25 protein-coding genes and 1 pseudogene are annotated in these 24,421 nt (G+C 64.1%); 19 read left to right on the top strand and 7 right to left on the bottom strand.

The features are described 5' to 3' along the window. Positions 1–1,032, top strand: coding sequence for a low-specificity L-threonine aldolase (gene ltaE, locus NRS07_RS13735; RefSeq protein WP_259207832.1), 1,032 nt, complete (start codon positions 1–3; stop codon positions 1,030–1,032). Next, positions 1,029–1,781, top strand: a complete 753-nt coding sequence (locus tag NRS07_RS13730; protein ID WP_259207830.1) for an rRNA pseudouridine synthase — start codon at positions 1,029–1,031, stop codon at positions 1,779–1,781. Before ltaE ends, NRS07_RS13730 begins: the two co-directional genes overlap by 4 nt. Positions 1,782–1,795: 14 nt before the next feature. Here the strand turns inward: NRS07_RS13730 and NRS07_RS13725 are convergent, their stop codons facing one another. The 4 genes from NRS07_RS13725 to NRS07_RS13710 are packed head-to-tail and all read right to left on the bottom strand — an operon-like array spanning position 1,796 to position 4,089. Next, positions 1,796–2,308, bottom strand: coding sequence for an RDD family protein (locus tag NRS07_RS13725; protein WP_259207827.1), 513 nt, complete (start codon positions 2,306–2,308; stop codon positions 1,796–1,798). Beyond that, positions 2,295–3,110: a DUF3106 domain-containing protein gene (locus NRS07_RS13720; RefSeq protein ID WP_259207826.1), complete on the bottom strand. Its 816-nt coding sequence runs from the start codon at positions 3,108–3,110 to the stop codon at positions 2,295–2,297. The genes NRS07_RS13725 and NRS07_RS13720 overlap by 14 nt, the downstream gene beginning before the upstream one ends. Further along, positions 3,107–3,523 carry a DUF3619 family protein gene (locus NRS07_RS13715; protein WP_259207825.1) on the bottom strand — a complete coding sequence of 139 codons (417 nt, stop codon included), beginning with the start codon at positions 3,521–3,523 and terminating at the stop codon, positions 3,107–3,109. The genes NRS07_RS13720 and NRS07_RS13715 overlap by 4 nt, the downstream gene beginning before the upstream one ends. Then, complete coding sequence (locus NRS07_RS13710) at positions 3,520–4,089, bottom strand: RNA polymerase sigma factor (protein ID WP_259207824.1); 570 nt, start codon at positions 4,087–4,089, stop codon at positions 3,520–3,522. The genes NRS07_RS13715 and NRS07_RS13710 overlap by 4 nt, the downstream gene beginning before the upstream one ends. 509 nt (positions 4,090–4,598) lie before the next feature. Here NRS07_RS13710 and NRS07_RS13705 point away from each other — a divergent pair. The 3 genes from NRS07_RS13705 (at position 4,599) to ilvC (ending at position 7,894) form a co-directional block, all read left to right on the top strand. Then, complete coding sequence (locus tag NRS07_RS13705) at positions 4,599–6,323, top strand: acetolactate synthase 3 catalytic subunit (RefSeq protein ID WP_259207822.1); 1,725 nt, start codon at positions 4,599–4,601, stop codon at positions 6,321–6,323. Continuing rightward, positions 6,323–6,814: an acetolactate synthase small subunit gene (gene ilvN / locus NRS07_RS13700; protein ID WP_259207820.1), complete on the top strand. Its 492-nt coding sequence runs from the start codon at positions 6,323–6,325 to the stop codon at positions 6,812–6,814. Before NRS07_RS13705 ends, ilvN begins: the two co-directional genes overlap by 1 nt. Positions 6,815–6,877: 63 nt before the next feature. Then, a complete protein-coding gene (gene ilvC, locus NRS07_RS13695) occupies positions 6,878–7,894 on the top strand; it encodes a ketol-acid reductoisomerase (protein ID WP_259207819.1) in 1,017 nt (338 codons plus the stop codon). Positions 7,895–7,987: 93 nt separating this feature from the next. Here the strand turns inward: ilvC and NRS07_RS13690 are convergent, their stop codons facing one another. Further along, a complete protein-coding gene (locus NRS07_RS13690; protein WP_259207817.1) occupies positions 7,988–8,962 on the bottom strand; it encodes an IS1595 family transposase in 975 nt (324 codons plus the stop codon). Positions 8,963–9,183: 221 nt separating this feature from the next. Here NRS07_RS13690 and NRS07_RS13685 point away from each other — a divergent pair, with 221 nt between their 5' ends. The 3 genes from NRS07_RS13685 (at position 9,184) to NRS07_RS13675 (ending at position 11,924) form a co-directional block, all read left to right on the top strand. Next, positions 9,184–9,990 (top strand): SIMPL domain-containing protein, encoded by an 807-nt coding sequence (locus NRS07_RS13685; RefSeq protein WP_259207814.1) that lies wholly within the window; start codon positions 9,184–9,186, stop codon positions 9,988–9,990. A gap of 85 nt (positions 9,991–10,075) precedes the next feature. Continuing rightward, a complete protein-coding gene (pssA, locus tag NRS07_RS13680; protein ID WP_259207813.1) occupies positions 10,076–10,942 on the top strand; it encodes a CDP-diacylglycerol--serine O-phosphatidyltransferase in 867 nt (288 codons plus the stop codon). A 76-nt stretch (positions 10,943–11,018) separates the two neighbouring features. Then, entirely contained in the window at positions 11,019–11,924 is a 906-nt protein-coding gene (locus NRS07_RS13675) for an alpha/beta hydrolase (RefSeq protein WP_259207810.1), read from the top strand. 19 nt (positions 11,925–11,943) lie between these two features. Here NRS07_RS13675 and NRS07_RS13670 read toward each other — a convergent pair whose 3' ends face one another. Next, positions 11,944–12,444 (bottom strand): hypothetical protein, encoded by a 501-nt coding sequence (locus tag NRS07_RS13670; protein ID WP_259207808.1) that lies wholly within the window; start codon positions 12,442–12,444, stop codon positions 11,944–11,946. 174 nt (positions 12,445–12,618) lie between these two features. On the opposite strand from NRS07_RS13670, the gene rpsO reads away from it, so the two are divergent. The 11 genes and pseudogenes from rpsO (at position 12,619) to NRS07_RS13615 (ending at position 22,944) form a co-directional block, all read left to right on the top strand. Then, a complete protein-coding gene (gene rpsO / locus NRS07_RS13665; protein WP_259207806.1) occupies positions 12,619–12,888 on the top strand; it encodes a 30S ribosomal protein S15 in 270 nt (89 codons plus the stop codon). Between the two features lie 179 nt (positions 12,889–13,067). Next, the gene (gene pnp, locus NRS07_RS13660) at positions 13,068–15,170 is read left to right on the top strand and encodes a polyribonucleotide nucleotidyltransferase (RefSeq protein WP_259207805.1); all 2,103 of its coding nucleotides are present in this window, start codon (positions 13,068–13,070) and stop codon (positions 15,168–15,170) included. 229 nt (positions 15,171–15,399) lie between these two features. Then, the gene (locus tag NRS07_RS13655; RefSeq protein WP_259207803.1) at positions 15,400–15,801 is read left to right on the top strand and encodes a hypothetical protein; all 402 of its coding nucleotides are present in this window, start codon (positions 15,400–15,402) and stop codon (positions 15,799–15,801) included. Positions 15,802–15,804: 3 nt separating this feature from the next. Continuing rightward, complete coding sequence (locus NRS07_RS13650) at positions 15,805–16,185, top strand: hypothetical protein (protein ID WP_259207802.1); 381 nt, start codon at positions 15,805–15,807, stop codon at positions 16,183–16,185. Between the two features lie 77 nt (positions 16,186–16,262). Beyond that, a pseudogene (locus tag NRS07_RS13645) lies at positions 16,263–16,610 on the top strand (efflux RND transporter permease subunit); the annotation flags it as partial. Positions 16,611–16,911: 301 nt separating this feature from the next. Then, the gene (locus tag NRS07_RS13640) at positions 16,912–17,775 is read left to right on the top strand and encodes an STAS domain-containing protein (protein ID WP_259207801.1); all 864 of its coding nucleotides are present in this window, start codon (positions 16,912–16,914) and stop codon (positions 17,773–17,775) included. A gap of 7 nt (positions 17,776–17,782) precedes the next feature. Next, complete coding sequence (locus tag NRS07_RS13635; protein WP_259207798.1) at positions 17,783–18,139, top strand: STAS domain-containing protein; 357 nt, start codon at positions 17,783–17,785, stop codon at positions 18,137–18,139. Continuing rightward, positions 18,139–18,606 (top strand): ATP-binding protein, encoded by a 468-nt coding sequence (locus NRS07_RS13630; RefSeq protein WP_259207796.1) that lies wholly within the window; start codon positions 18,139–18,141, stop codon positions 18,604–18,606. The genes NRS07_RS13635 and NRS07_RS13630 overlap by 1 nt, the downstream gene beginning before the upstream one ends. Next, positions 18,594–19,649 (top strand): ATP-binding SpoIIE family protein phosphatase, encoded by a 1,056-nt coding sequence (locus tag NRS07_RS13625; protein WP_259207794.1) that lies wholly within the window; start codon positions 18,594–18,596, stop codon positions 19,647–19,649. The genes NRS07_RS13630 and NRS07_RS13625 overlap by 13 nt, the downstream gene beginning before the upstream one ends. Beyond that, on the top strand, positions 19,646–21,022 hold the full coding sequence (locus NRS07_RS13620) for a sensor histidine kinase (protein ID WP_259207792.1): 1,377 nt from the start codon (positions 19,646–19,648) through the stop codon (positions 21,020–21,022). The genes NRS07_RS13625 and NRS07_RS13620 overlap by 4 nt, the downstream gene beginning before the upstream one ends. Further along, entirely contained in the window at positions 21,019–22,944 is a 1,926-nt protein-coding gene (locus NRS07_RS13615) for a response regulator (RefSeq protein WP_259207790.1), read from the top strand. The genes NRS07_RS13620 and NRS07_RS13615 overlap by 4 nt, the downstream gene beginning before the upstream one ends. Before the next feature lie 49 nt (positions 22,945–22,993). Here the strand turns inward: NRS07_RS13615 and NRS07_RS13610 are convergent, their stop codons facing one another. Continuing rightward, positions 22,994–24,421: a pitrilysin family protein gene (locus tag NRS07_RS13610; RefSeq protein WP_259207788.1), complete on the bottom strand. Its 1,428-nt coding sequence runs from the start codon at positions 24,419–24,421 to the stop codon at positions 22,994–22,996.

Raw genomic sequence — 24,421 nt, 5'->3', positions numbered from 1 at the left:
ATGAGCGACAAGAACAACTGGATCGACCTGCGCAGCGATACCGTCACCCAGCCCTCGAGCGCGATGCTGGCCGCGATGGCGCGCGCCGAGGTGGGCGACGACGTCTACGGCGACGACCCGGCGGTCAACCGCCTGCAGGAATACGCGGCGGAGCTGTTCGGTTTCGAGGCCGGCCTGTTCGCGCCCTCGGGCACGCAGACCAATTTGATCGCGCTGATGACCCATTGCGGGCGCGGCGATGAATACCTGGTCGGCCAGGAAGCGCATACCTACAAATACGAAGGCGGCGGCGCCGCGGTGCTGGGCAGTATCCAGCCGCAGCCGATCGTCAATCAGCCGGACGGCAGCATTCTGTTGTCCGATATCGCGGCGTATATCAAGCCCGACGACGTCCATTTCGCGCGCACCCGCCTGCTGGCCCTCGAAAACACCATCGGCGGGCGCGTCCTGCCGCGTGACTACGTGGCGGCAGCTACCGCGCTGGCCCACGCCCAAGGCCTGGCTACCCACCTCGATGGCGCGCGTATCTGCAATGCGGCGGTGGCGCAGGCCATCAGCCTGCGCGCCGTCGTGGCCGGGTTCGACACCGTCTCGGTGTGCCTGTCGAAGGGCCTGGGCGCGCCGGTCGGTTCGGTGCTGCTGGGACCGAAAGCCTTTATCGAGCAGGGCAAGCGCTGGCGCAAGATGCTCGGCGGCGGCATGCGCCAGGCCGGCGTGATCGCGGCGGCGGGCCAGTTTGCGCTCGAGCACAACGTGCAGCGCCTGGCCGCCGACCACGACAACGCCGCCGCGCTGGCGCTTGGCCTGTCCGGCATCGAGGCGCTGCGCGTAAGTACTCCGCAGACCAATATTTTCTGGATCGACGTGCCGGCTGGCGCCTGCGAGCCGCTACGCCAGGCACTGGTGCGCGAGCGCATCCGCGCCACGGTCGGGCCGCGCATGCGCCTGGTGACGCACCTGGACGTGTCGGGCGCCGACGTCGCCCGCACGGTCGACGTATTCAAGCATTTCTTCGCAGGATGGCAAGCATGAGTGACCCAACGAGCAGCACCGACGACGGCATCCGCCTGGCCAAGCGCGTCGCCGCGCAACTGGGCTGCTCGCGCGCCGAGGCCGAACGCTATATCGCTGGCGGCGCGGTCAGCGTCGACGGCGACATGATCGAAGACCCGGCCAGCCGCGTGCTCCCAGGCCAGCAGGTGCGCGTCCAGTCCGGCGCCAGCGCCGACGAAGCGCCGCCGGCCACCATCTTGCTGCACAAGCCTGCCGGATTCAACTCTGGCGTTGGCGCGCGGGGCGAGGCGGCGCTGACCTGCATCACCGCCGAGTCGCATGCCGCGCAAGGCCACGGCCAGCAGCGCTTTCTCAAGCGCCACCTCAGCAAGCTGACCCTGACCTCGCCCCTGGAAACCGATGCCAGCGGACTGGTCATCTATTCGCAGGATTTCCGGGTCGTGCGCAAGCTGGTGGACGACGCGGCCAGGATGGAGCAGGAATACATCGTCGAAGTAGCCGGTACCATCCGCGAAGGCGGCCTGGCGCTGCTCAACCACGGTTTGAAGTTCAGCGGCAAGCCGATCGCGCCCATGAAGGTGAGCTGGCAGAACGAACACCGGCTGCGCTTTGCGCTGAAAGACGTTCGCCCCGGGCTGATCGACCACATGTGTGGCGAGGTCGGGCTGGAGATTGTCGCGATGCGCCGGATCCGGATCGGGCGCGTGCCGATGGCCGGGCTGGCGGTAGGAGAGTGGCGCTATCTGCTCGATTACGAGCGGTTCTGATGCGTTACCGGTAACTACTTGCGCACCGCCTTGGGCAACGCGATCAGGCGCGTGCCTGCCAGCCGGTCGTGCAGGAACTGACGGTCCTTGTCCAAAAAGGCCGTCAGCGCCCAGGCCACGATGCCGACCATCATGGCCAGCGCTACTTCCTTGCCGCGCAATCCGAAGCCCCACGACACCAGCAGCGCCGGCAGGAACCACCCCCATGCAAACACGAAGCGCAGCGCCGCCGCCTTGATGGGCACCCGCGCATGGCCCAGCTTGACCACCTTGATACGCCAGGTCTTCATGGCCAGGGTATGCCCGCTGTCGGTCCAGCAGTAGATGAAATAAGCCGCCGTTACCAGCAGCACGAAGACATTGCGTCCAACTTCAGCCACCGGGTGCTGGCTGTTGAGGGTCACCAGCAGGTAGAGCGCCACCGCCAGGATCAGTACCGATAGCAGCAGAAAGAATTCGTAGAGCATCGCCGACACACGGCGGCGAATGGTCGGCGTGGCGACCATGACAGGGCTAGTTGCTTGCATTCGGTGTAGAGGGAGCGGCGGCGGCAGGGGTGGAAGCAGGGACAGAAGCAGGGACAGAAGCAGGAACAGAAGCGGGGACAGAAGCGGGAACAGAAGCAGCGGCGGCCGGTGCCGGGGCCGAGGCGGCGGCCGGCGGCGTCGCCGTGGTCACCGCAGGGCCGGTGCCGGGAGCGGCGCCAGCCGAAGCTGCCGGCGGCAGAACGCAGGTGGCGCCGCGGCGCATGGCGCCTGGCGGGCACGGGATCGGCGCCTCGATGACAGGCGACTGCGGCATGGCCGGTGCGCCCTGAGGCCGGGCCTGTCCCGAGCCGGCGAGCTTGCGCCTTTCTTCTGCGGGCAACTGGATATAGCTTTCCCAGTTGGCGGTTTTTTCGCCGGGGGCCAGCTTGCGGGTCTTGTTGTAATTTTCGCGTGCGAGCTTGCGCTGCGCCGGCGTCAGCCGCATCCACTGGCGCATGCGCTCGTGCACGCGGGCCTGCTCGGCCTCGTTCATCGTGGCGTAGCGTTGCGATAACTCGAGCCAGCGGCGCTTGCGCATGCCGTCCATGCCGTCCCACTCGGGTTGCAGCGGCTTGAGCGCAGCTTGCTGCGCGCGGCTCAGCTGGCGCCAAAGGGGCTTGTCGAGGGTTTTTGCCGCTGGCCGGGCGCCGGCCGCAAGCGTGGTAGCGTCACCGGCGCCGCGCACCGCGGGCGTCGTCGATTCGGAGCGGTTGACAACCGCCCAGGTAGCGGCCCCGGCGATCAAGACCGCTGCCGCCGTTGCAACGACGGCCAGGCGAGGCTTCGGAGCGGACTTCGTCATTGGTGGCGCTGTTGCGACTCCACGTAGGCATTGAAACCGTGGTCGAGGTAGGCTGTCAGCGGCAATTCGTCGGCCAGCATCGACGCATCGATGTCGGCCATGGCGGCCACGCGCTGCTCCTGCTCGAACTCGTACACGCCGCCCATGCCGATCACCAGCGCCAGCAGCGGCGCCGCCACGCCCAGGCGCACCAGAGCCGGGCCGGTGAAGAGGGCGCGTGCCAGGCGGGCCAGGTCGAATCGCGGGCGCTGTCCAGCACGGGCTGCTGCGCGGGCCGCGTCGGGCTTCTTGCGCGCCATGGCGCGTGCGCGTGCTGCCGCCAGCCGCTCGCTGGTGTCAGCGGGCAGTGTGTCGAGGTTCTCGTTCAGGGCATGGCGTATCTTGTACGCCAGGTTGATGTCGTCGGTGTTCATAGCTTGATTCCCTTGGCCTTGAGCGCGGCGGCGAGAGCGTGAGTGGCGCGGGAACAATGCGTCTTGACGCTTCCCTCGGAGCAACCCATTGCTTCGGCCGTCTCGGCCACGTCCATGTCCTGCCAGTAACGCATGAGGAAGGCTTCCCGTTGACGCGTCGGGAGCTTTTCTACCTCTTGTTCGATCAGTTGCAAGGTCTGCGCACGCTCATACTGGTCGGCGCTGGACTCGGCGGCAGCCGTGCCCGCCTCGGCTTCGTACGAAGAAAGTATATCAAATTCCTCATCGTCACTATCGGGCCGGCTGAAGCCCGAGAACAGACTGATCCAGGTATTGCGTACCTTCTCGCGACGGAAATAATCGAGGATGGTTGTTTGCAAGATGCGCTGGAACAGCATCGGCAGTTCGGCCGCCGGCTTGTCGCCGTATTTTTCCGACAACTTGATCATTGCATCCTGCACGATGTCGAGCGCCGACTCGTCCTTGCGCACCGCATAGACCGCCTGCTTGAACGCGCGCCGTTCGACATTCTCGAGGAAGTCGTTGAGTTCTTTGTCTGTGGCCATGCGTGCTTGAGAGGCAAAAATGCGAATGCCATGAGGAAAACCCACGAATCCTAGCAAAAAACCGGAGGCGGCGCATCGAAATCGCACAGCGCGGCTGTCGGCCGACCCCGGTAGCGGCCCGCTGCAGCGCACCTGTCTGGTGCAACAAGTATTTTCAACGCGACGTCTTGACCAGAATGGTGCAACGCAGTAATGTGATTGAACGCTTTGCACCCCCGAAGCTCTCCAGTCACCTGGAAAGGCACACAAGGCCTTGCCAGGTTCGACGCGCTTTCATTTGTAGGCAGTTTGCTCCAACCCGCGCCACAAGCGCGAGAGATGCGATTGACCGCCACAGACACTCAAGCCGAACGAGTTGCGCCCAGCGCCCGTGCGTAAGGACCCTACGGCGTCCCGAACCACCGACGTGCCCGCAGAGAGAAGGGACGCATGAGAGCTGTCGCGCGTTGACGCGTTTCGTCAGGAAGGGCATCCGATCAAACCACCCAATGGGTCTTGAAAGGAATGACATGAATAACGAAGCATCAGTCCCCATCACCGGCGCCGAGATTGTGGTGCGTTGTCTCGCGGAAGAAGGCGTCAAGCACGTCTTCGGTTATCCGGGCGGGGCCGTCCTGTATATCTACGACGCCATCTTCAAGCAGGATAAATTCCAGCACGTGTTGGTCCGCCACGAACAGGCCGCGGTGCATGCCGCCGACGCCTATTCACGCAGCTCGAACACCGTGGGCGTGGCCCTGGTCACATCGGGCCCCGGCGTAACCAATGCCGTCACCGGCCTGTCCACCGCCTACATGGATTCGATCCCGATGGTGGTCATCACCGGCCAGGTGCCAAGCCATGCGATCGGCCAGGATGCCTTCCAGGAATGCGATACCGTCGGCATCACGCGCCCGGTGGTCAAGCACAACTTTTTGGTCAAGGACGTCAAGGACCTGGCCATCACGATCAAGAAAGCCTTCTTCATCGCCCGTACCGGCCGTCCCGGTCCGGTGCTGGTCGATATCCCGAAGGACATCACGATGCACCGGTGCGTCTTCGACTACCCGCGCGAGATCGAGATGCGTTCGTACAAGCCAGTCGACAAGGGCCATGCCGGCCAGATCCGCAAGGCCGTGCAACTGCTGCTGCAGGCCGAGCGCCCGATGATCTACGCGGGCGGCGGCGTGATCCTGGCCAATGCCTCGAACGAGCTCAACCGCATGGTCGACAAGCTCGGCTTCCCGGTGACCAACACGCTGATGGGCCTGGGCGGCTCGCGCTCGAGCAGTCCGCACTTCGTCGGCATGCCGGGCATGCACGGCACCTACGAAGCGAACATGGCGATGCAGAACTGCGACGTCCTGATCGCCATCGGGGCGCGCTTCGACGACCGCGTGATCGGCAATCCCAAGCACTTCGCCTCGCATCCGCGCAAGATCATTCACATTGATATCGATCCCTCGTCGATCTCGAAGCGGGTCAAGGTCGACATTCCGATCGTGGGCAACGTCAAGGACGTGCTGATCGAGCTGCTGAACCAGCTCGAGGCCGCGGCCCCACCCAATCCGGATGCGCTGCAGGGCTGGTGGAAGCAGATCGCGCAGTGGCGCGGCAAGGATTGCCTGGCCTATGCCGACTCCAGCGAGCTGATCAAGCCGCAGTCGGTCATCGAGCAGCTGCACCGGGTGACCAAGGGCGACGCCTTCATTACTTCGGACGTCGGCCAGCACCAGATGTGGGCGGCGCAGTACTACGGCTTCGACAAGCCGCGCCGCTGGATCAATTCCGGCGGACTGGGCACGATGGGCGTGGGCCTGCCGTACGCGATGGGGGTGCAGATGGCGAACCCCGGCGCCACGGTCGCCTGCGTCACCGGCGAAGGCTCGATCCAGATGTGCATCCAGGAGCTCGCCACCTGCAAGCAGTATCACCTGACGCCGAAGATTATCCTGCTCAACAACCGCTTCCTGGGCATGGTGCGCCAGTGGCAGCAGATCGACTACGGCTCGCGCTATTCCGAGTCGTACATGGACTCGTTGCCGGATTTCGAAAAGCTGGCCGAGGCGTATGGCCACGTTGGCATGCGCATCGACAAGCCGGGCGACGTCGAGGGGGCGCTGGTCGAGGCCTTCGGCATGAAGGACCGGCTGGTGTTCATGAACTTCATTACCGACCAGAGCGAAAACGTGTGGCCGATGGTGAAGGCGGGCGCAGGCCTGAGTGAAATGCTGCTTGGCTCGGAGGACCTGTAATGCGACATATTATTTCCGTCCTTCTCGAGAACGAAGCCGGCGCGCTGTCGCGCGTGGTGGGCCTGTTCTCGGCACGCGGCTACAACATCGAAACCCTGACCGTGGCGCCGACCGAAGACGCGACGCTGTCGCGCATGACCATCGTCACCAGCGGCTCGGACGACATCATCGAGCAGATCACCAAGCACCTGAACCGCCTGATCGAAGTGGTGAAAGTGGTCGACCTGACCGAAGGCGAGTACATCGAGCGCGAACTCATGCTCATCAAGGTGCGGGCGGTCGGCAAGGAGCGCGAGGAAGTCAAGCGCACCGCCGACATCTTCCGCGGCCGGATCATCGACGTGACCGAGAAGACCTACACGATCGAACTGACCGGCGCCAAGAGCAAGCTCGACGCCTTCATCGGTGCCCTCGACCGTGCGTCCATCCTGGAGACCGTCCGTACCGGCGGCTCCGGCATCGGCCGCGGCGAGCGCATCCTGAAAGTGTAGGACGGCGCGGCCGAGCGCGCCCAATCGTCCCGACTATAACCACATACTTATACTGGAATAATAATGAAAGTTTTCTACGACAAAGACTGCGACCTCTCCCTCGTCAAGGGCAAGAACGTCGCCATCATCGGCTACGGCTCGCAAGGCCATGCGCACGCCCAGAACCTGAGCGAATCGGGCGTCAATGTGACCGTCGGCCTGCGCCGCGGCGGCGCTTCGTGGAACAAGGTCGAGCAAGCCGGCCTGAGCGTCGCCGAGGTCGACGACGCGGTCAGGAATGCCGACATCATCATGATCCTGCTGCCGGACGAGAGCATTGCCGAGGTCTACAAGAACAACGTCGAGCCCAACGCGAAGCAGGGCGCGGTGCTGGCCTTTGCCCACGGCTTCAATGTGCATTACGGCCAGGTGGTGCCGCGCGCCGACCTGGACGTGATCATGATCGCGCCAAAGGCCCCGGGCCACACGGTACGCAGCACCTACAAGGGCGGTGGCGGGGTGCCGCACCTGGTTGCCGTCTACCAGGACAAGTCGGGTTCGGCGCGCGACATCGCGCTGTCGTATGCGATGGCCAATGGCGGCGGGCGCGCCGGCATCATCGAGACCAACTTCCGCGAAGAGACCGAGACCGACCTGTTCGGCGAGCAGGCGGTGCTGTGCGGCGGCGCGGTGGAGCTGATCAAGGCGGGCTTCGAGACCCTGACCGAAGCGGGCTACGCTCCGGAGATGGCCTATTTCGAATGCCTGCACGAACTCAAGCTGATCGTCGACCTGATCTACGAAGGCGGCATCGCCAACATGAACTACTCGATCTCGAACAATGCAGAGTATGGCGAGTACGTTACCGGCCCGCGCATCGTTACCGAAGACACCAAGAACGCGATGCGCCAGTGCCTGAAGGACATCCAGACCGGTGAATACGCGAAGAGCTTTATCCTGGAGAACAAGGCCGGGGCCCCGACCCTGATTTCGCGCCGCCGCTTGACCTCCGAGCACCAGATCGAAGAGGTTGGCGCCAAGCTGCGCGCGATGATGCCGTGGATCGCGAAAAACAAGCTGGTGGACCAGTCAAAGAACTAAGTCAGGTTTTCCCTTGGTCGGGCGGCAACCGGGCTTAGTCGGTGGCCGCCCGTTTTTCATGGTGTCTCCAATGGCGCTGTCACCGTGGCGCTGTCACCGTTGGCTATGGTTGAGTCCGCATGCGATGCGGAGCAAGTGCTCGACGGAAGTGACCCGCCCGCCATCGAGTGCCCAATACCAACCCAGGTAATTGGGCAGCCAACGCGAGGCAACCCCGTGGAACCGCGCCAGCCATTGGCGCAAGCGCCGGTGGTAGGCGTTCACGTTCTGGACATGGATCGCGCCCCCCTTACTGAACCGAACCCGCTCGCCGGAGCGCAGGTTGACCGCCTGGTGGGCAATGCTCCACTGGCGGGCAAAAGCACGGTAGGCGGCATGCGAATCGGTGACCAGGAGCGCTTGCGGGGCCAGCTTCGGCAACAGGTGCCGCACCAGTTGGACTACCTTCAAGGCGCCACGGCCGGTAACGGCGTCGATGGTCTGCCCACTGCGGTCGCGCGCGACCAGGATGCAGTCGAGGTGATGCGAGATGCCAGGCAGACTGGCCCGGCCGCCTCGCTTGCGCGGCGGGCGACCGAGTGTGCGCGAGCCTTTTTGCGATTCGAGCAGAAACATTTCGTCGGCTTCGACGATGCCGCCGAGCTGCGCTGGCCGGTCATGCCTGACCCGGTCCAGGAAGCGATGGCGCCAACGAAACGCCGTGTTGCGATGGACGCCAACCCGCTTGGCGGCGTCGCGCACCGGCCTTGAATCGAGCACGGCGCCGAGGTAGTCGAGCCACTTGCCGCGCAGCCTGAGCCGTGCCAGCGGCGTGCCACTCAGGTCGTTAAATGTGCGCCGGCACTGGCAGCAGCGAAAGCGTTGCAGGTCGTTGGCCTGGCCGTGCCGGTGGTAGCGCTGGCAGCCGCATTGCGGACAGCGCCGCCCTGCCGAACGGATCTGCCCGATCAGGGCGATTACCCGGTCGAGGCCGGCTGCGGGATGCAGGGAATCGAGCATCTGCAGCCGCTGGGCCTGGTTGAGCATGGGAAGCTGGGCAAACAGCTTGGCGAACCTGGGCGTTTTCATCCACCACTCCGTATCGGGATCGACCGGGGTTGGACCAAAAATTAGCTCAGCAGTTCAGCTCAGCAGTTCAGCTCAGAAGTTCAGTGCTCATCCATAGCTAACGAGTACAGCGCCTCTCCGAGTGCAATGGTTTGCAACTTTCCATTACATAAACATCATCAGCCCGCGAAAAACGGTATCGTGGCGGTAGCATGTCGCCGTCCACAAAAAGGAGAACCACCATGTCCCTCGCCAAACCCGCCGCGCTTGTCGCGGCCTTGTTGTTAGCAGCCCAGGTTCACGCCCAAGTCCACGCGCAGACAGCGGCCGCCACCCCGGGCGCCACGCTGTCCACCGCCGGCACCATGGTCATCGTCCCGGCTTTTGGAGAAGTCAGCCATGCCAACGACCAGGCCGTGGTCACCTTCAGCGTCGAGGAACACGACAAGGACAAGGTCAAGGCCGCCGAGCGGGTCAATCGCAAGATGAAAGAAGGTACCGCGATCCTGCGCCAGCTCGATCCGCGCGCGCAGTTCAAGACCATGGGTTACTTCACCTACCCGATCTACCCCGACAACCCGCAGCCGCCGCGTCCGCTGGACGGCAGCGCCAAGCCGCCGGTTCCGGTTCCGGTCGCATGGCGCGTAGGCCAGTACCTGGAAATGAAGACCACCAGCCTCGACACGCTGGCGAAAACCACGGCCGGCGCCCAGAAAGTGTTGGCGGTTAGTAATATTCAGTTCGGCCTGACCCCGGCCACGCAAAAGCGGCTCGACGACCGGCGCATCGCCGCCACCTACCACAACCTGAACGAGCGCATCGTGTCGATCGCCGGCGCCATGGGCCGTACCCCGGCCGACGCCACCATTGAAACGGTCGACTTCGAAGGCTCGGGCAACTATGGCGGCGATGCGCAGGGCGGGCCGCAACAGATGATGGTGCGCATGAGCGCCAAGCGCGAGATGGCCGACGCGATGACCGAACCGAGCTTCGAGCCGGGCGAAACCACCCTCCAGATGCGGCTGGTAGGCAAGGTGCGGTTCAAGTAAAGCGTTCGCGAAACAATAGCGATTCGCTAACGCGCTGTTTCCGCCTCTATAATGCGGAAACAGCTACATTTGAATACGGATCCTTATGCCCCATTTTCCACGCCGTAGGCCCCTCGGCGCAGCGCCGAAACCGCCTCGTTTTTCTCGCCTGAAACGCTTCGGTCGCCGTGCCGATGCCCGCGCACAGGGTGAGCGCGGACGCGGTATCTATCTGCTGCCCAACGCGTTCACCACCGGTGCGCTATTTTGCGGATTCTATGCGATCGTCATGGCGATGAACCAGCGCTTCGAGCACGCCTGCTGGGCGGTGTTCATTGCGATGATCCTCGACGGCCTCGATGGCCGCATCGCGCGCCTGACCAATACCCAGTCCGAATTCGGCGCCCAGTACGACTCGCTCTCGGACATGGTGTCGTTCGGGGCCGCGCCGGCGCTGGTGATCTACGAATGGTCGCTGCGCGGCCTGGGCAAGCTGGGCTGGATCGCCGCCTTCATCTATTGCGCGGGCGCGGCACTGCGCCTGGCCCGGTTCAATACCAATATCGAGGTGGTCGACAAGCGCTTCTTCCAGGGCTTGCCAAGCCCGGCGGCGGCGGCGCTGGTGGTCGGCTTCATCATGATGATGACCGACCCTGACATCAACATCAGCTCGCGCCAGGTGGACTGGGTGAGCTGGGCCCTGGCCGTGTTCGCGGGCCTGACGATGGTGTCGAACGTGCCGTTCTACAGCTTCAAGGACGTCAACTTCCGCAAGTCGGTGCCCTTCATCGTGGTGTTCCTGATTGCGCTGGCCTTCGCGCTGGTGGCGATCGATCCGGCAAAGGTGCTGTGGCCGATCTTCGTGATCTATGGGTTGTCGGGCTATGCGGTGTTCATCTGGCGCTTCGCCAAGGGTAAACCGGTGAGCATCATCCCGACCGACGACGATACCGACGAGAGCGTGCGCCGATAGGCAAACCCAGGCAGCCGTGCGCTGCCTTGATTTGTCTTGCTCCTATACTCGGGCCATGTCTTCATCGGCCCGACCAATGCCCAAAACCGCTATCGCCGTCTTCGCTGTCGCACTCGCGCTTGTCGCCGCACTGTCTGCCTGCTCCCCGCTGTCGATCGTCAACGCCGTCTCTCCCGCGGGCGGCGCAAGCGCCACTGCGGGCCTGCGCTACGCCCCTGGCGAGCGCCGCCTGCTCGACGTCTACCATCCACCAACGGGCCGCGCCAACGCTCCCGTCATCGTCTTTTTCTACGGCGGCAACTGGGTCAGCGGCGAGCGCCATGACTATGCCTTCGTCGGCCAGGCCCTGGCAGCGCGGGGCTTCGTGGTGGTGATTCCTGATTACCGGCTCTACCCCGAGGTGCGCTACCCGGACTTTCTCGACGACGCCGCGCAGGCGCTGGCATGGACGCAGCGCGAGATCGCCGCACATGGGGGCGATCCGGCCAGGCTGTTCGTGATGGGCCATAGCGCCGGGGCCTATAACGCGGCCATGCTGGCGCTGGACCGACGCTGGCTGGGCAAGCAGGGGAGTGCGCCAGAGGCGCTGCGCGGCTGGATCGGCCTGGCCGGCCCCTACGACTTTTTGCCGGTGCAGAACCGCACCACGCGTCCGGTCTTCGCTTATCCGGATACGCCAGCGAGCTCGCAGCCGGTCAACCACGTGACGGCCGATGCGCCGCCTGCCTTGCTGATCGCAGCCAGTTCCGACAGCCTGGTCAACCCGGCGCGCAATACCGGCGCCCTGGCGGCGCGCCTGCGCAGCGCGCAGGTTCCGGTGCAGGAGCTGTACTACGACGGTGTCAGCCACACCACCCTGGTGGCTTCGCTGTCGAGCACGCTGCGGCGGCTGGCGCCGACCCTCGATGCGGTCGAGGCTTTCGTGCGCAGCGACGGCGGGCGCCGGCCGGCCACCGTTACGCTGCCTGCGCCAGAGCGCTGAGCGGGGCGGGCGCGCAGGTTCACGGTCCTTGCCGGTCGCGCGGCTCGTACTGCGGGTCTGGCCCGTTCATCATGTGCCGCACCACGCCCTGGCGGTCGAAGTGCACGTGCATCAGCGAGTTCCACACGCCGGCCTCTTTGTAGCGGTAGGACCAGACCTCGTAGTCGTGCATCGCTACCCGCGACACTTCGGCCGGACGGCCAAAGGCAAGCAAGATGTCGTTCTTGGTCGCCGCATCGATCCTGACGGTGGCGAACTTTTCGCTGGTTAGCACCTGCTCATAGGACAGCAGCCGGCCGTCGGGCGTGAAATGCGCCATGAAGGTCTGCTGGCCCATCGGCCCGGTGGCGTATTCGAAGACCTGGCCGGAGCCGACCCGGTAGCGCGCGCTTGGCCGGCCCATTTTCTGCTCTACCACGGCCACCGGGTCGCCCAGGGTCGGGGCCTGCTGGATCAGGCCGGCGCAGCCGCCCAGCAGCGCGAGGGCTGCAAGCATTGTCAATTTGATCGGTAGTCTCATTGTTTTTTCCTTGCAACGGCTGATTCGGTCCCTGCTGCGCCATGCGGCCGACGCAAATAGTGGCCGCACGCCCGGTTTTCCCCTATACTGGCGGGTCTGTCCGTTTTGGACAGGTATTTGATAATCACGGTGCGCTGGGTTTCGACTCATGCACCGCATGTGAAAGGTAACATCATGACCGTAGAAAATATCGACAAAGCCGCGATCATCGCGGACAACGCACGTGGCCAGAACGATACCGGTTCGCCGGAAGTCCAGGTTGCACTGCTGACCGCGCGCATCAACGAACTGAACGGCCACTTCAAGGCGCACAAGAAGGATCACCACTCGCGTCGTGGTCTGATCATGATGGTCAACCGCCGTAAGAGCCTGCTGTCCTACCTGAAAAGCAAGGATGCAACCCGTTACCGCGACCTGATCGCCAAACTCGGCCTGCGTAAGTAATCGCTTGGGTCTGACGGTTTAGTCAGGAAATGCCTGCGCCAGCTTGCTGTCGCGGGCATTTTTCGTTTTAGTCGTATGCAGTCTTGTTGTTTGCGGTAATGGCGGAAAGTGTTACCGCCCTGTGGTGAGGTGAACGACAGCTCCTGAAAATCTGTCGGCAAAATGAAAGGGATTTACCCATGTTTAACAAAGTTACGAAAACCTTCCAGTACGGTCAACACACGGTCACCCTGGAGACGGGTGAAATCGCGCGCCAGGCCAGCGGCGCCGTGCTCGTGTCGGTCGAAGATACCGTCGTGCTGGCAACCGTGGTTGCACGCAAGGACGCCAAGCCGGGCCAGGATTTCTTCCCGCTGACCGTCGACTACATCGAGAAAACCTACGCAGCCGGCAAGATCCCGGGTGGCTTCTTCAAGCGCGAAGGCCGTCCGTCCGAAAAAGAAACGCTGACCTCGCGCCTGATCGACCGTCCGATCCGCCCGCTGTTCCCGGAAGGCTACCTGAACGAAGTGCAGGTCATCATCCACGTGCTGTCGGTCAATCCTGAAATCGATCCGGACATCCCTGCCATGATCGGCGCCTCGGCTGCGCTGTGCATCGCTGGCATCCCGTTCAGCGGCCCGATCGGCGCCGCGCGCGTCGGCTACGCGAACGGCCAGTACATCCTGAACCCGACCACCACCGAGCTCAAGACCTCGCTGATGGACCTGGTCGTGGCAGGTACCGAAACCGCCGTCCTGATGGTGGAATCGGAAGCCCAGCAACTGTCCGAAGAAGTCATGCTCGGCGCGGTCGTCTTCGGCCACGACCAGATGCGTGTCGTGATCGACGCGATCCACGACCTGGTCGCCGAAGGCGGCAAGCCGGAAGTCGAATGGTCGCCGGCACCGAAGAACGAAGAACTGATCGCCCGCGTGAACGACCTGGCCTCGGAAAAGATCCGTGACGCCTACCAGACCCGCGAAAAATCGAGCCGCCAGCAAAAGCTCAAGTCGCTCTCGTCGGAAGTCATGGCTGCCCTGGCAAGCCAGGGCGTGAGCGCCGATTCTGGCGACGTCGGCAATATCCTGTTCGACATGGAATCCAAGGTCGTGCGTTCGCAGATCCTCAATGGCGAGCCACGCATCGACGGCCGCGACACCCGCACCGTGCGTCCGATCGAGATCCGCAGCAGCGTGCTGCCGCGTACCCATGGTTCGGCCCTGTTCACCCGCGGCGAAACCCAGGCGCTGGTCATTGCCACCCTCGGCACCGCGCGCGACAGCCAGAAGATCGACGCCCTGATGGGCGAGTACACCGACGACTTCATGATGCACTACAACATGCCTCCGTTCGCCACCGGCGAAACCGGCCGTGTAGGCACCCCGAAGCGCCGCGAAATCGGCCACGGCCGCCTGGCCAAGCGCGCGCTGGTCGCGGCGCTGCCCAACCCTGAAGATTTCAGCTACTCGGTGCGCCTGGTGTCGGAAATCACCGAGTCCAACGGCTCGTCGTCGATGGCGTCGGTCTGCGGCGGCTGCCTGGCACTGATGGATGCGGGCGTGCCGATGAAGGCGCACGTCGCCGGCATCGCGATGGGCCTGATCAAGGAAGGCGGCAAGTTCGCCGTCCTGACCGACATTCTGGGTGACGAAGACCACCTCGGCGACATGGACTTCAAGGTGGCGGGTACGCCAGCCGGTATCACTGCGCTGCAGATGGACATCAAGATCCAGGGCATCACCAAGGAAATCATGCAGGTGGCACTGGCGCAAGCCAAGGAAGCCCGCCAGCACATCCTGGGCGAAATGCAGAAGGCCATGCCGACCGTGAAGACCGAACTGTCGGACTTCGCACCGCGCCTGATCACCGTGCGCATCAACCCGGAAAAGATCCGTGACGTGATCGGCAAGGGCGGCGCCGTGATCCGCGCGCTGACCGAAGAAACCGGCACCCAGATCGACATCACCGACGAAGGCATCGTGACCATCGCATCGGTCGACGCCGCCGCCGGCCAGGAAGCCAAGCGCCGCATCGAAGAGCTGACCGCGTCGGTCGAAGTGGGCAAGACCTATGACGGCACCGTGCTCAAGCTGCTCGACTTCGGCGCCATCGTCCAGGTCATGCCAGGCAAGGACGGCCTGCTGCACATCTCGCAGATCGCCAACGAGCGTGTCAACGCCGTCGCCGACTACCTGAAAGAAGGCCAGCAAGTGCGCGTCAAGGTCCTCGAGACCGACGAGCGCGGCCGCCTGAAGCTGTCGATGAAGGCTGCCGATCCGGCTGAGGGCGCGGCGCAGTAATTTTGCGGTTAGCCTGAGCGGTTCGCCGCTCCAGAAAAAACCGCCAGTGCGTGAGCCTGGCGGTTTTTTTTCAATCTACTGATGTCAACCAACGGAAGTCCGCGCTGCGCTTTTCGTTGCGCTATCGATTGCGTGGCGCCAACTGGCTCCGCTGCATTCGACGTAATGATTGCTGTGCTCTGCATACGCAAGGGGTAGGCAGAGCCGTTCTCATCACGAAGGAGGGCATATGACAACGCTTTACGAGCATTACGAAGAGCTGACGCGTCAGGAGAAAGCTTACCTGAGCAGTAACCCACATCATGCAATGATCCTCAAGGATTCTCGCGAACTTGCATTTGCAGAAACGATACGGATCTTCAGGCGAAATAGGCAGAATGATAAATCCGATGCTTTTCGCCACTGCTTTTGGTCAGCGATCTTGGCACGAGACTTGGGCTTCCATAACGCAACCAGGTTCACCACTGCACATGAATCGTCACCCAAAAATAGACTCGAAGAAAAACGGATGGACTTGCATAATAACCGGATCGGGCTTGGCATCGGCCTTTTAACAGGAACAAATGCAAGTCTCAGCGCCCGCTGCATGACTGCGCTGCGAACTGGAAAACTACGTGTTCTGAGCGAATAGTTTATGCGCACTCTACTTGCTTTCGTCATCTTCACGCTTCTGATGGTCGGCTGCAACCGCTTACCGGTTGTCGAACAGGCGCGCATGCTAGGCCAACGAGAGTTCACTCAGCAGTCATGGGCCATAGCATCCCAAGTCGAGCGCGGAAAAATGTTGGCCTCCTTCCTTACCAAACATCCGGCGGACGAGCTCACGGCGGAGCGTGTCAAGCAGTTGCTCGGCACACCGACAGGCTATGCCGATTACGACGAGGATCCTGCCTACGTGGTCGGACCGCCGACAGTGGAAAGCAAGTACGGCAAGGGGCACTTGCTGATTTTCGTGACGGACAAGAAAACAGGACGCGTGCTGAAAACCCGGCTCGTGCCGAAAATTACGAAGTAAATAAGACAAAATTCCCCGTCCAATTCTGGCGGAAGACCTTTCAAAAGCGATTGACGAGCGGTTCACGCGGCGTGCTGCAGCAAATCGACACGACGCTGCTGCGTGGCTTTCCTGAGATCGCACGGGTAATCGCGCGCATCGGCACGGCCGACATCGCGTCCGACCCGCTGCCACCGAACGTAGCGGACAGTATTATCATGCTCAAGCCCGAACGCGATTGGCCGGCGCCCCGGTAGAGCCGCAAGCAATTGCTGGCCGCCATACAACACACGCTCGAGCAACTGCCGGGCTATCGCTACGAGTTCAGCCAGCCAATTCAGCTGCGCGTCAATGAACTCATTTCCGGCGTGCGCAGCGATGTCGCCGTCAAGGTATTCGGCGACGACCTCGCGGTGTGCTTGAACCCGCTCCAGAAAGCGATGGCGCCAGCGAAATGCCGTATTGCGATGGACGCTAACCCGCTGGGCGACGTCGCGCACCGGCCGGAATCGAGCAGGACGCCGCAGGGCAGGCTAACCCGCAAATGCACTGCATTTTTGCTCTGCGATAACCTTCAATTGCCCCATTTTTCCACCACAGATCAGATTGTGCTTTTAACCAATCCAATAGAGCCGTCAATGCTGCTGGTCAAATGGTATAGTTGGCCGTTTAAAAGAATTCTAATGACACTGCGCTAACTCCAGGCGCGGTGTCGACAATAATCCATATTCGACAAGGGAAATGAAGATGACGACGACCGATCTCGCGAGCCACATCAGCCAGTTGCTGCAGCAGGAACAAGCTCCTATCGGCGCCGAATGGCTGGCCCAGCTCGAATCGCTGATGGTGCGCGGTACCAGCGCATCGCGCGAGCAGTTGCGCAGCCACACCCAGCAGTTCCTGGCTGCCTTCATTACCGCCACCCGTGGCGGCGAACTTGAAAATATCGAGCACCGCTCGTGGGACGAGGTGCGCGACCTGCTGGCCGAAATTTCGTCCTCGCGCGCCAAGTCGGGTTCGACGCCGAGCGACACCGCTACCTTCGTGTTCTCGTTCAAGCAGCCGGTGTTCGCGCGCCTGCGCAATGGTTTCGCCGACGATCCACAAGGCCTGGCCGGCGCTTCCTGGCTGGTCAGCACCCTGCTGGACCAGCTCGGCCTGTACACCATCGAAATGTTCCAGAAGACCAAAGACCAGATCATCGTGCGCCAGCAGCAGGAGTTGCTCGAGCTGTCCACGCCGGTCGTCAAGCTGTGGAACGGCATCCTGGCGCTGCCGCTGATCGGCACGCTGGACTCGGCACGCACCCAGGTGGTGATGGAAAACATCCTGCAAAAGATCGTCGACACCGGCGCCGTGATCGCCATCATCGACATCACCGGCGTGCCGACCGTGGACACCCTGGTGGCGCAGCACCTGATGAAGACCATCGCGGCGGCGCGCCTGATGGGTGCCGACTGCATCATCAGCGGCATCCGTCCACAGATCGCCCAGACCATCGTGCACCTGGGCGTGAACCTGGAAGACGTGGTCACCAAGGCGACGCTGGCCGATGCCTTCATGGTCGCGCTCGAGCGCACCGGCACCACCATCATCACCAACAAGGCATAAGCCCGACATGGAACGGATTCCTATCCTTCGCATGGGCGACCTGCTGCTGGTGACGATTCAGGTCGACATGCACGACCGCCTCGCGATGACGCTGCAGGACGACCTGACCCAGCGCATCGTGCGCGATGCCGCCAAGGGCGTGCTGATCGATATTTCGGCGCTCGACCTGGTCGATTCCTTCATCGGCCGCATGATCAGCAACACCGCGGCGATGGCACGCGTGCTCGACGCCCAGACCGTGGTGGTTGGCATGCAGCCGGCCGTGGCCATTACCCTGGTCGAACTCGGCCTGACGCTGCATGGCGTGAAGACCGCGCTCAACGTCGAAAAAGGCATGGCGTTGTTAGGAAAGAATCTCGGCTGATGGGCGACGCGCAAACCAATGCAGTCCTGTTCGAGACCGAACTGCTGGAGCTTCATCGCCAGCAGCGCACCGGGCGTGTGACGCTGCGCCTGCGCTCGGACGAGGATGTCGTGGGACTGCGCAAACAGGTGCGCGAACGCGCCGTGGCGATCGCGCTGTCGCTGGTCGACCAGACCAAGCTGGTCACGGCGGCGAGCGAATTGGCGCGCAACACGATCAAGTACGGCGGTGGCGGGCAAGCGCATCTCGATGATCTCAACGATGGCGTGCGCAAGGGCATCAGCCTGATCTTCGTCGACGCCGGTCCCGGCATTGCCGATGTCGACAGCGCGCTGCGCGACGGCTTCACCACCGGCGGCGGCCTGGGTCTCGGGTTTGGCGGTTCCCGGCGCCTGGTCGACGAATTCGAGGTCGACAGCCGTTTCGGCGAAGGAACAGCGGTATTGGTAAGTAAATGGAAACGATGATCAGTTCATTGACACCGCAGCTGGTGTGTTCGATCGAGCACGCCAGCGATGTCGCGGCAGCGCGCAGGGAAGGGCAGCGGCTGGCGGACAGTCTCGGTTTTGATGACATCCGGGCCGGGAAACTGGCCCTGATCGTTACTGAAGCGGCCACCAACATCCTCAAGCACGCGGACCGCGGCGTGATCCATATCGGGCCCTCCCAGTCGAGCGCGGGCGTCGGCATCGACGTGCTGGCGCTCGACGAGGGGCCCGGCATCGCCGACCTGGCGGCCAGCCTGGTCGATGGCGTCTCGACCGCCGGCACCGCCGGTACCGGCCTGGGCGCCATGCGGCGCCAGGCGGATGAATTCGACGTCTATTCGCAGCCCGGCAAGGGCTCGGTCTTTTTCATGCGGCTGTGGAGCACGGCCCCGGCGCCCGATGCGTGTGGCGTCGACGTGGGCGCGCTCATGACGCCGCTGGCCGGCGAAGACGAATGCGGCGATGGCTGGGCGGTCCGCTGCGACGACGGCGGCGCGATGGTGCTCGCTTCCGACGGACTCGGGCATGGCCCGAACGCGGCGCGCGCCTCGGCTGCAGCGATCGGGGTGTTCGACAAGCCGGCACCTCCACTGAACGCCGCTGACGCGGTCCACGCCACGCACGAAGCGCTGCGCGGTACGCGCGGCGCTGCACTGGCGGTGGCGCGCCTCGATTTCGCTGCCTCAGAACTGCACTATGCCGGCATTGGCAACATTGCCGGCTACGTGTACCACGACACACGGCGCGCACTGGTGTCGCACAACGGCATCGTCGGCCACAACATGCGCAAGGTGCAGGGATTCACCGTACCGTTCCCACCGGGCGCGATCTGCATCCTGCACTCCGATGGTATCTCGACCCAGTGGGACCTGGACAAGTATCCAGGCTTGCAGGGGCATAGCCCGGCGCTGATCGCGGCCGTGCTGATGCGCGACTTCATCCGCCGCCGCGACGATGCGATGGTGCTGGTGGTGCGCCGGCTGGGCCACGCAGCTGCGCACGGCGTGGGAGCTGCCGGGTGAGCGTCCAGCGCATCCTCAACGTCGCCCTCGACAACGACGAGGACGTGGTGCAGGTACGCCAGCGGGCCCGCCAGCTGTCGGCGCTGCTGGGATTTTCGCAACAGGACCAGGTGCGTATCGGTACCGCGGTGTCCGAAGTCGCGCGCAGCGCCTGCCACCAGGGCCGCGGCGGGCGCGCGGGTTTTACCTTCGACGACCAGGACGAGCGCCAGTATCTGGAAGTGAGCATCTTCGCCGGCACCGGGCCGCGTGCGCTGCTGCGCCAGGCGCCGCACGCCGATGCCGGTACGCTCTCGGCGCCCGGACCGGCCCTGGTCACGGCGCAGCGCCTGATGGACGAGTGCGAATCCGAGCCGGTCGCTGGCGGCGGCATCGGCAAGGTCAGCATGCGCAAGTACCTGACGCGCGGGACGGCCATCAGCCGCGCCAGGCTGCTGGAGATCAGTACCCTCCTGGCCGATACCCCCGTGGCCAATCCGCTGCACGAACTGCAGCTGCAGAACCAGGAACTGGTGGCTACGCTGTCCGAATTGCGCGAGCGTCAGGAAGACCTGATGTCGCTCACGCGCGAACTCGAAGACACCAATCGCGGCATCGTTGCGCTGTACGCCGAGATCGAAGACAAGGCCGAGCGCTTGCGCCGCGCCGACGAAATGAAGTCGCGCTTCCTGTCCAACACCAGCCACGAGCTGCGCACGCCGCTGTCGTCGATCCGGGCACTGGCCCAGTTGCTGCTCGATCGCATGGACGGTGAACTGAGCGTCGAGCAGGAGCGCCAGGTGCAGTTCATCGCCAGCGCGGCGCGCGACCTGTCCGAACTGGTAAATGACCTGCTCGACCTGGCCAAGATCGAGGCCGGCAAGGTCGAGGTGCATCTCGAGCCGGTGGTGGTCGACCACTTGTTCCGTGCGCTCAAGGGCATGCTGCGCCCGCTGGTCGACGAGACCAGGGTAGAACTGGTATTCGAAGCCGACGAGGTGGCGCAGCCGTTCGATTCCGATGAAGGCATGATTTCGCAAATCCTGCGCAATTTCATCTCGAACGCATTGAAATTCACCGAAAGCGGTTCGGTTCGCGTGACGGCCAGCGAGGATGCCGCGGCCGGCACCATCCGCTTCGATGTGACCGATACCGGCATCGGCATCAGCGCCGACAACCTGCAACTGATTTTCGAAGAATTCAGCCAGATCGAGCACCCGCTGCAGCGGCGCAGCAAGGGTACCGGCCTGGGTCTGCCGCTGTGCCGCAAGCTGGCCGACCTGCTCGGCGGCCGGGTCCTGGTCACCAGCCAGGAAGGTAGCGGATCGACCTTCTCACTCGAACTGCCGCGCCGCCATCCGTGCGCGGATGGTTCCCATGGAACGAACGAATGAATTCCCATCCGACCAAGATGCCCCTGATTCTCAACGTGGACGACAACGACGGCGCGCGCTACGCCAAGACCCGGATCCTGCAAAGCGCTGGCTTCGAGGTAATCGAGGCAGCCAACGGCACCGATGCGCTCGAGATGGTCCAGCAACAGCATCCCGCGCTGGTATTACTGGATGTAAAACTGCCAGATATTAACGGCATCGAAGTGTGCCGGCGCATCAAGGCCAATCCGGACAGCAGCATGGTACTGGTCTTGCAGACCTCGGCCGCGCTCACCGGGCGCGCCGACAAGATTCGCGGCCTGGAAGGCGGCGCCGACAACTACCTGGCCGCGCCGATCGAGGCCGACGAGCTGATCGCGAACGTCAATGCGCTGGTGCGCATGCGCCAGACCCAGGGCGAACTGCGCGACAGCGAAGAGCGCTTCCGCCAGATCACCGACAACATCGACGACGTGTTCTGGATGTTCACCGTACCCGATGCCGCGCTGGTTTATGTCAGCCCGGCCTATCCGACCCTGTGGGGGCGCAGCGTCGATTCCCTGCGCGTGCAGCCCATGGACTGGCTCGACGCGGTTCATCCCGACGACCGCTCTCGCATGGCGCAGCGCTGGAATCAGCTGGCGCTGGCGCCGCATTACGACGAGGAATGCCGCGTGATCGGCCAGGACGGCAAGACACGCTGGGTGCGCGACCGTTTGTTTCCGGTGCGTGGCACGCGCGGCGACGTCTATCGCGTCGCGCGCGTCACCAGCGACATCACCAGCCGCAGGGAAATGGAGGCGCTGCTGCGCGCCGCCGACCGCAACAAGAACCAGTTCCTGGCCACCTTGGCGCACGAACTGCGCAATCCGCTCAGCCCGATCCGCAATGCGGCGGCGCTGCTCGGGACGTCGGGCGACGGCAGCGCGGGGCAGATCAACGAGCGCCAGGCGCGCGCGCGCGAAGTCATCACGCGCCAGGTGGATCACCTGGCGCACCTGGTCGACGATTTGCTGGACGTGGCCCGCATCTCGGAAGGCAAGATCGTCCTGCGCCGCGAGGACGTCAACCTTGGCACCGTGGTCCACCAGGCCATCGAGACGGCCGGCCCGCTGATCGCGGCGCGCCGCCACCGGCTCGACGTCAGGCTGCCGGAGCAAGAGGTCTGGGTCTCGGGCGATCCGGTGCGCCTGGCCCAGTCGATCGGAAATCTGCTGCACAACGCCGCCAAGTTCACGCCGCAAGGGGGTGACATCACCGTGCTCGCGAGCGTGACGGCAGGGGTGGCGGACGCAGGGCAGGTAAAGATCTCGGTGCACGATAACGGTATCGGCATCGCCGAGGACAACCTGCCGCGCATCTTCGGCATGTTCGCCCAGGTCGATGTGCCGCCCGACCGCGCGCCCGAAGGCCTGGGCATCGGCCTGTCGCTGGTCGCCCACCTGCTCGAACTGCATGGCGGGCGCCTGACGGCCGAAAGCCCGGGCATCGGGATGGGCAGCACATTCTCGGTGGAGCTGCCGCTGCTGCGCCTGGGCACGGTCGCGCCGGCGCTGGCCTGCGATCCGGCCGCCGACGCCGGCGGCAGCGGCATGCGCGTGCTGCTGGTCGACGACAATGTCGACGCGATGGAGATGATGGGCTTCCTGCTGGCCGAGATGGGCTACCAGACCTGGGCGAGCTCGGACGCCTCGCAGATCGAGTCGCTAGCGCTGCACCACAGACCGCAGGTGATCGTGCTCGACATCGGCCTGCCTGGTATCGACGGCTACGAGGTCGCGCGCCGCATCAAGAGAAATCCCGCGCTGGCCGGCATTCGCCTGGTGGCCCATACCGGCTACGGCTCGCCGGAAGACCGCCGGCGTGCGATGGAAGCCGGGTTCGACGCCCATCTGGTCAAGCCGGCCGAGCTGGGCGACCTTGAACGGGCGCTGAAAGGCTAGCCCGGCAACTGGCGCCAGGCTAGCCTTTGAAACAAGGCGGGCTGGCGCCTTATTTTTCCTGCACCGAAAATTCCCCGAACGCCTTGAGCTGCTCGCCCAGCGCAGCCTTGTCGCCCACGACCACGATCGACTGGCGCTCGGGCGAGAAATACCGCTTCGATACGTCGCGCACCTGTTCCGGCGAGACCTTCAGGATGCGCGGCACATATTGGCCCAGGAACTCGGGCGGCAGGCCGACCAGCCAGTTCTGCGCCAGGGTGCCGGCGACGGCGCGCTGCAGCTGGTTGCTGATCATGTAGCTGCCCGCGACATAACGTTTGTTCATCTCCATTTCCTTGGGCGGGACCAGTTCGGTTCCGATGCGCTGGTATTCGCCGAGGTATTCGCTCAGGGCCGCACCGGTGACCTCGTTGCGCACGTCCGCGCCGCCGACGATGGCGCCGCCGGCACGGTTCATGCGTGCGCCCGCCGAGGCGCCGTAGGTATAGCCCTTTTCTTCGCGCAGGTTGGTGTTGACGCGGCTCGAGAAGCCGCCGCCCAGGATGGTGCTGGCCAGGCGCAGCGCAATCTGGTCGTCGGCGCTGGCGGCGATGCCGGGGCTGCCCAGGCGCAGGGTCGACTGCACGCTGCCGTCACGCTGCAGCAGGATGCGCGCCGGGTTGGCATTGCTGGGCGCGGCAGCGGTATCGGGCAGTGGCTGGCCGCTGGCTTTCCAGTCGCCGAAAGCCTGCTGCGCCAGCTTCATGCCTTCGGCTTGGCTGATGCGGCCGGTGATCACGAGCAGGGCGCGGTCCGGGCGGATGCGGCGCGCGTGTTCGGCGCGCAGCATCTCCGGCGTCACCGCGTTGATTGCTTCTACCGTGGGAGAAGTGCGGCCATACGGGTGCTCGCCATAGACTGCCTTGTTGACCGCGCGCTCGGCACGGAAGGCCGGCTGGGTTTCGGCAACCCGTAGCGCCTGCAACGCATTGGCCTTGGCCAGCGCCACTTCGTTTTGCGGGAAGGCCGGCGTGCGGGCCACTTCGGCCAGCAGCTGCATCATCGGCGCGGCCTGCGAGCTCAAGGCATTGGCCGAGACGATCAAGCCATCCGACGAGGCGCCGGCGCCGATCTCGCCGCCCATTCCTTGCGCCGCCTCGGCGATGGCGCGCGAGTCGCGCTTGGCGCTGCCTTCGCTGAGCAGGCCGGCCAGCATGCTGGCAAAGGCCGGTGTCGACGGCGCATCGGCTGCGAAGCCGGCGTTGCGTACCGCCAGCACGTAGTCCACGCGCGGCAGGCCCTGGCGCGGCACGATCCACACGCTCAAGCCGTTCGGCAGGGTCTTCCTGGCGACGTTTGGCACCGGAATCGGCTTGTCCTTGCCGTAGGCCGGCATGGCGCTGGATGGCTCCACGGCGGCAGCGGCCGACGCGGCAGCGCCCGGGGCAAAGGCCAGCAAGATGGCCGAAGTCAGGGCCAGTGGCATCAGTTTGTTCAT

This window comes from Massilia sp. H6 (assembly GCF_024802625.1).
In the GTDB taxonomy this organism is placed as follows: Bacteria; Pseudomonadota; Gammaproteobacteria; order Burkholderiales; family Burkholderiaceae_D; genus Telluria.
This window is presented reverse-complemented; position numbering and strand designations above follow the sequence as displayed.

What these genes read in the sequence shown, in the direction of transcription:
- NRS07_RS13625 (WP_259207794.1), top strand. Translation starts at nt 18,594, where the DNA reads ATGGAAACGATGATCAGTTCATTGACACCGCAGCTGGTGTGTTCGATC.
- NRS07_RS13675 (WP_259207810.1), top strand. Translation starts at nt 11,019, where the DNA reads ATGCCCAAAACCGCTATCGCCGTCTTCGCTGTCGCACTCGCGCTTGTC.
- NRS07_RS13730 (WP_259207830.1), top strand. Translation starts at nt 1,029, where the DNA reads ATGAGTGACCCAACGAGCAGCACCGACGACGGCATCCGCCTGGCCAAG.
- pnp (WP_259207805.1), top strand. Translation starts at nt 13,068, where the DNA reads ATGTTTAACAAAGTTACGAAAACCTTCCAGTACGGTCAACACACGGTC.
- NRS07_RS13655 (WP_259207803.1), top strand. Translation starts at nt 15,400, where the DNA reads ATGACAACGCTTTACGAGCATTACGAAGAGCTGACGCGTCAGGAGAAA.
- ltaE (WP_259207832.1), top strand. Translation starts at nt 1, where the DNA reads ATGAGCGACAAGAACAACTGGATCGACCTGCGCAGCGATACCGTCACC.
- pssA (WP_259207813.1), top strand. Translation starts at nt 10,076, where the DNA reads ATGCCCCATTTTCCACGCCGTAGGCCCCTCGGCGCAGCGCCGAAACCG.
- ilvN (WP_259207820.1), top strand. Translation starts at nt 6,323, where the DNA reads ATGCGACATATTATTTCCGTCCTTCTCGAGAACGAAGCCGGCGCGCTG.
- NRS07_RS13690 (WP_259207817.1), bottom strand. Translation starts at nt 8,962, where the DNA reads ATGAAAACGCCCAGGTTCGCCAAGCTGTTTGCCCAGCTTCCCATGCTC.
- NRS07_RS13710 (WP_259207824.1), bottom strand. Translation starts at nt 4,089, where the DNA reads ATGGCCACAGACAAAGAACTCAACGACTTCCTCGAGAATGTCGAACGG.
- NRS07_RS13720 (WP_259207826.1), bottom strand. Translation starts at nt 3,110, where the DNA reads ATGACGAAGTCCGCTCCGAAGCCTCGCCTGGCCGTCGTTGCAACGGCG.
- NRS07_RS13650 (WP_259207802.1), top strand. Translation starts at nt 15,805, where the DNA reads ATGCGCACTCTACTTGCTTTCGTCATCTTCACGCTTCTGATGGTCGGC.
- NRS07_RS13640 (WP_259207801.1), top strand. Translation starts at nt 16,912, where the DNA reads ATGACGACGACCGATCTCGCGAGCCACATCAGCCAGTTGCTGCAGCAG.
- NRS07_RS13630 (WP_259207796.1), top strand. Translation starts at nt 18,139, where the DNA reads ATGGGCGACGCGCAAACCAATGCAGTCCTGTTCGAGACCGAACTGCTG.
- NRS07_RS13670 (WP_259207808.1), bottom strand. Translation starts at nt 12,444, where the DNA reads ATGAGACTACCGATCAAATTGACAATGCTTGCAGCCCTCGCGCTGCTG.
- NRS07_RS13635 (WP_259207798.1), top strand. Translation starts at nt 17,783, where the DNA reads ATGGAACGGATTCCTATCCTTCGCATGGGCGACCTGCTGCTGGTGACG.
- NRS07_RS13715 (WP_259207825.1), bottom strand. Translation starts at nt 3,523, where the DNA reads ATGAACACCGACGACATCAACCTGGCGTACAAGATACGCCATGCCCTG.
- NRS07_RS13705 (WP_259207822.1), top strand. Translation starts at nt 4,599, where the DNA reads ATGAATAACGAAGCATCAGTCCCCATCACCGGCGCCGAGATTGTGGTG.
- NRS07_RS13610 (WP_259207788.1), bottom strand. Translation starts at nt 24,421, where the DNA reads ATGAACAAACTGATGCCACTGGCCCTGACTTCGGCCATCTTGCTGGCC.
- NRS07_RS13615 (WP_259207790.1), top strand. Translation starts at nt 21,019, where the DNA reads ATGAATTCCCATCCGACCAAGATGCCCCTGATTCTCAACGTGGACGAC.
- NRS07_RS13685 (WP_259207814.1), top strand. Translation starts at nt 9,184, where the DNA reads ATGTCCCTCGCCAAACCCGCCGCGCTTGTCGCGGCCTTGTTGTTAGCA.
- rpsO (WP_259207806.1), top strand. Translation starts at nt 12,619, where the DNA reads ATGACCGTAGAAAATATCGACAAAGCCGCGATCATCGCGGACAACGCA.
- NRS07_RS13725 (WP_259207827.1), bottom strand. Translation starts at nt 2,308, where the DNA reads ATGCAAGCAACTAGCCCTGTCATGGTCGCCACGCCGACCATTCGCCGC.
- ilvC (WP_259207819.1), top strand. Translation starts at nt 6,878, where the DNA reads ATGAAAGTTTTCTACGACAAAGACTGCGACCTCTCCCTCGTCAAGGGC.